The sequence below is a fragment of the uncultured Clostridium sp. genome (genome assembly GCF_947036855.1).
In the GTDB taxonomy this organism is placed as follows: Bacteria; Bacillota; Clostridia; order Clostridiales; family Clostridiaceae; genus Sarcina.
The window spans coordinates 1-5,755 of sequence record NZ_CAMQRY010000142.1 but is presented as its reverse complement, the minus strand read 5'-3'; the positions used below and the strand labels follow the sequence as shown (position 1 = coordinate 5,755).

General features: G+C 30.6%; 2 protein-coding genes, 1 tRNA gene and 1 rRNA gene. All 4 read left to right on the top strand.

What is annotated here, in order from left to right:
* The first annotated feature begins 57 nt into the window (after positions 1–57).
* Positions 58–175 (top strand): 5S ribosomal RNA (gene rrf / locus Q0V15_RS11375).
* Between the two features lie 325 nt (positions 176–500).
* Positions 501–2,945 (top strand): heavy metal translocating P-type ATPase, encoded by a 2,445-nt coding sequence (locus tag Q0V15_RS11370; RefSeq protein ID WP_297439088.1) that lies wholly within the window; start codon positions 501–503, stop codon positions 2,943–2,945.
* A gap of 258 nt (positions 2,946–3,203) precedes the next feature.
* Positions 3,204–3,278, top strand: a tRNA-Asn gene (locus Q0V15_RS11365).
* 522 nt (positions 3,279–3,800) lie between these two features.
* Positions 3,801–5,755 (top strand): translation factor GTPase family protein (locus Q0V15_RS11360; RefSeq protein WP_297439086.1); only part of this gene is annotated, 1,955 nt, incomplete at its 3' end.

Genomic DNA, 5,755 nt, shown 5'->3' with positions numbered 1-5,755 from the left:
AGCAGTCGACTGTTAATCGAAAGGTCGTGGGTTCAAATCCCACTTCTGGAGCCAATATCTAGTGTTTATGCCGTTTAGGGTAACACCCGTTCCCATTCCGAACACGATGGTTAAGCCTTCATGGGTCGATGGTACTGCATGCGCGAGCGTGTGGGAGAGTAGATTGACGCTAGATTCTTAATAAGAAAGATCAAAGTTTTACTTTGGTCTTTTTTTGCATTTAAATATAAATTTATGATTAGCAAGTATAACAATAAGTTGCTAATCTTTTTTTATTTAAAATTGACATTCTATATTTATAATAGTAATATAGAAATATTAACACCCCTTATGGGAGGGGGTATATATTGGAATGTATAAAGTGAATTTTACCAATAAGTAAGTTTATCAGAATAAAATATTTGAATTTATTAAATAATAATGAAAGGAATATCGTGCAGACTATAAAATATTATTTATAGTATTTTATATAACAATCTAATAGAGGAAGTGATTTAATTATGGAGAAAAAAATACTGAAAATTACCGGAATGACTTGTGCTGCTTGTGTAGTATCTATTGAACGAGTAATAAAGAGAATTGAGGGAGTTGAAAAAGCTACTGTTAATTTAGTTGCTGAGGAACTTAGTCTTTCTTACGATGAGAAAATAGTTAATCTTGATAAGATTAAGCAAAAAATAGAGAAAATAGGATTTAAAGTTAAGACCGATTTAAAAGAAGTTGTTTATAGAGTTGAGGGAATGAGTTGTGCTGCATGTGCATCTTCTATTGAGCGAGTACTTAAAAAGATAGACGGAGTAGAAAGTGGAGTAGTTAATTTTGCTACTGAAACTTTAAGTTTGGCTTATAATGCCGAGAGTATAAGAATAAGCGATGTAAGGGCTAAGCTTTCAAAGCTTGGGTTTACATTAGTAAATTTAGATGAAGTTATAGAAGATGATTCAAAAAAGAAAAGTGAAGTTAAATTTACTAAAGATAGATTAATAGGAACTGCTATTTTTACTATTCCAGTATTTATAATTTCAATGGGAGATATGGTTGGAATTCCATTACCTAGTTTTATGGCATCAAGCACAGGTGCAGTAGGATTTGCTATTATTCAATTTATTTTAACAACTATAGTATTCTTCTTTGGGCGAAGCTTCTTTAAAGTTGGAATGAAAAGTTTATTTGCTGGTGTGCCTAATATGGATTCATTAATATCTATAGGAGCAGGTGCGGCTTATTTATTTAGTATTTATGCAATGATTAAGATTTTTATGGGAAATGTACATTTTGCACATCAATTATATTTTGAGTCTGCAGCAGTAATTATAGCATTTGTTAGCCTCGGTAAATTTTTAGAAAGTGTTGCTAAAGGTAAGACATCAGAGGCAATTAAAAAATTAATGGGACTTGCTCCTAAAAATGCTACTATTATTATTAATGGAAAAGAAGAAGTTGTTTCTGTTGATGATGTAAATGTTGGTGATTTAATAGTTGTAAAACCAGGAGAAAAATTGCCAGTTGATGGTGAAATTGTTGAGGGTAAAACTTCTATTGAAGAAAGTATGCTTACTGGTGAGAGTATCCCAGTTGAAAAAACTATTGGAGCATCTGTTTTTGGAGCTAGTATTAATAAGAATGGTAGAATTATTTATAAGGCTACTAAGGTTGGAAAAGATACTGTTATTGCTAAGATTGTGAAGCTTGTAAAAGATGCACAAGGATCTAAAGCTCCAATTGCTCAAACAGCGGATGTAATTGCAGGATTCTTTGTACCAGTAGTTATAGTTTTAGCTATTTTATCAACTATATTTTGGCATTTTGAAGGTCAAAATTTTGAGTTTATTGTAACTATATTTATTACTGTTTTAGTGATAGCGTGTCCATGTGCTTTGGGACTTGCAACTCCTACAGCTATAATGGTTGGAACTGGAAAAGGTGCAGAATATGGAGTTTTAATTAAGGGTGGAGAGCCTCTTGAGATAACTGGTAAGATTGAAACAATAGTATTTGATAAAACAGGTACTTTAACAGAAGGAAAGCCAGTGGTTACAGATATTATTACCAATTCTTACTCAGAAGATGAAATTTTATCAATAGCTGGAGCTGCTGAAAAAGGTTCAGAGCATCCACTTGGAGAAGCAATTGTAAATTTTGCTATAGAAAAAGGGTTAGAACTTAAAAAAATTGATAAATTTAATTCAATAGTAGGAAAAGGAATTGAAGTTACGGTAGATTCTAAAAATATATTTATAGGAAATAAAAAGCTTGTAGATGATCAAAGTATTTCTATAGCAGGTGAGTTTGAGAGAGAGTCTGATAGACTTGCTACTGAAGGGAAAACACCTATGTATATGATTATTGATGGGAAGCTTGAGGCAATAATTGCTGTAGCTGATACTGTTAAACCATCTAGTAAAAAAGCTGTTGAGATACTTAGAAGAATGGGTATTGAAGTAGTTATGTTAACTGGAGATAATAAAAAAACTGCAAAGGCTATTGCAAAAGAGCTTGGGATTTCAAGAGTTGTATCAGAGGTTTTACCACATCAAAAAGCTGAAAAAATTAAAGAAATTCAAGCAGAAGGAAAAAAAGTTGCTATGGTCGGAGATGGTATAAATGATGCACCAGCACTTGCTATAGCTGATATTGGTATGGCAATTGGATCAGGAACTGATATTGCTATGGAATCTGCTGATATTGTTCTTATGAGAAGTGATATTATGGATGTTATTACTGCTATACAACTTAGTAAAAAAACTATGATAAATATAAGAGAAAATTTATTTTGGGGATTAATATTTAATATTATAGGTATTCCAGTAGCGATGGGAGTTCTTCATTTATTTGGTGGACCACTTCTTAATCCTATGATTGCAGCAATAGCTATGAGTTTTAGCTCAGTAACAGTTCTCTTAAATGCATTAAGGCTTAAAAATTTCAAACCAAAACTTGGATAATTAAGATTAGATATTATATATTTAGATATATAGTATCTTATTTTTTGAGTTAATATATGAAATTTGTACATATTAGTTTATGAAAAAAAATAATGTATTTTTATTAAGTTTGATAGTAAAATAGATTTTATTTGAATTATAAATACAAAGTTTTTAAAAATAGAGGGTTTTAGGAAATTATTTATAAATTATTAAAAAAAAGTTTTTAAATAATATTGACATTTAATAGGATTTTTAATATAATAAATATATAAGTAATCCGGAATAGCTCAGCGGTGGAGCAGTCGACTGTTAATCGAAAGGTCGTGGGTTCAAATCCCACTTCTGGAGCCAAGATGCTAAAGTTCATGAGAACTTTCATGGAACTATGTAAAAGCAGATGATGTCTGTTTTTATATAGCTCTTTTTTTATGCGAGATTGTTAAAAAAATAACAATTATAGGGTTGTATTGATTAATTATATGGAATATATAGCAAAAAATGTTCATAGAAATTTAAAGAAAAAAAATAAAGAAATTTGGAATAATTGTAGTTATATCTTTTTAAAAAGAGTATAATATAAACATACTCTAATAACTAAGAAATAAGAAATTAAAAATTTGAAGAATATAATAAAATAAAAAGGCGTAGAAAATTCTATAAAGCAATAAAAGCCGACTCCTAAAGATTTATCTTTAGGAGTTTATTTTTTTATAATATTTTAGTGTTTTGATTAATATAATTATATATAAGTAAGTAATTTTAATATTAAAATTACTTGCTTGTGAAAAGATATTGATTTGCTTTTAAATATTAATAAGAAAGGTAGGTGAATTGTCAAAGGTTGAATGTAAACCTTTTAATCTTTGGCTCTATATGAAAAAATATTGTATTGAGAATTTGAGAAATATAGGAATAATAGGTCATAGTGGGACTGGAAAAACTTCAGTTGCAGAGGCACTTTTATTTTATGCTGGAGAAACAGATAGACTTGGAAAAGTTGATGATGGGACTACTATATTAGATTATGATTTAGAGGAAAAGAAGAGAGGAATATCTATTGGTACATCTATTGCATCTTTAAAAAATGATTTTGTTAAGGTTAATCTTATTGATACTCCAGGTTATTTTGATTTTATTGGTGAGGCTATTGAGGGAATGAGAGCTTCAGATGTAGCACTTATAGTTTGCTCAGCTTTTGGTAGCGTTGAAGTTGGTACTGAAAAAGCATGGGATTATTGTAGTAAGATAAAACTGCCAAGAGCATTTTTTATTAATAAACTTGATAGAGAAAATTCAGATTATGATAAAACACTTTTTGCACTTAAAGAAAAGTTTGGAATGAGTGTTGTACCTATTGAGTATCCAATTGGAAAAGAAGATAAGTTTATAGGGGTAATTAATGTTATAACTGAAAGGGCTAGAATATATAATTCTAAAACTAAAAAAATGGAAGAGATTGATGTTCCAGAGGAATATTTAGATAATTTAGCTGATTGTAAGGCTATGCTTACTGAGTCAGTTGCTGAAACAGATGAAATCCTTTTAGAAAAATTTTTTGAAAGTGGAGAGCTTAGCTCAGAAGAAATTTATAATGGACTTATTAAGGGGTGTTTATCAGGGGATATAGCACCTGTTATGTGTGGAAGTGCTTTAGAGCTAAAGGGTATTGAAACATTGATTGAGGACATTGTAGAGTGTTTTCCATCACCTAATATGGCTATACCTCAGAAAGCAGTAAGTTATAACAATGAAAGTGAGAAATATTTTAATTTAAGTGAGAGTAATCCATTTTCAGCATTTGTTTTTAAAACTATAGCTGACCCTTTTGTTGGTAAGATATCTATTTTTAGAGTTATTACAGGGAGTTTAGAAACTGATAAAATTATTATGAATTCTAATAAAGGTAAAGAGGAGAAAGCTAGTAATATATTTTTGCTAAAAGGTAAGGTACAGATTCCAACTAAGAGAATTATAGCTGGTGATATAGGTGCAGTTAGTAAGCTTCAATTTACTGAAACAGGGGATACTTTATGTGATAAAGAGTTTAAGTATCATTATGATAAAATAAATTTTCCAGAGCCTGTTATGTCTATGTCAGTTATTCCAAAAGCAAAGGGGGATGAAGAAAAAATAGCTATTGGGCTTTCAAAACTTTTAGAAGAAGATCCAAGTTTTGTGATTGAAAGAGATATTGAACATGCAGAAACTTTAATTAAGGGGGTAGGTGAAGCTCATATTGAGATAATAGCATCTAAGCTTAAGAGTAAATTTGGTGTTGATATAGAACTTGCATTACCAAAGATACCTTATAGAGAGGCTATTAAGGGCATTTCTGATGTTCAAGGAAAGCATAAAAAGCAATCTGGTGGACATGGTCAGTATGGGGATGTGAAAATTAAGTTTGAAAAAGGCACAGAAGGTAAAGAGGGTCTTGAGTTTATTGATAAAGTTGTAGGTGGGGTTGTTCCAAGAAATTATATTCCGGCTGTTGAAAAAGGGTTACTTGATTGTATGAAGGTAGGAGTTCTTGGTGGTTTCCCTATGATTAGTTTAAAAGCAACTTTGCATGATGGTTCATATCATGCGGTAGACTCTTCAGAAATGGCTTTTAAGATTGCAGCTACTAATGCATATAAAAAAGGTATTGAACAGGCAACTCCTATAATACTAGAGCCTGTTATGTATGTTGAGATTATTGTACCTGATTCTTATATGGGTGATGTTATGGGAGATATAAATAAAAAGCGTGGAAGAGTTTTAGGAATGGAACAAGCTTTGAAAAATCAAAAAATAATAGCAGAGATACCTATGGCAGAAATGTTTAAGTA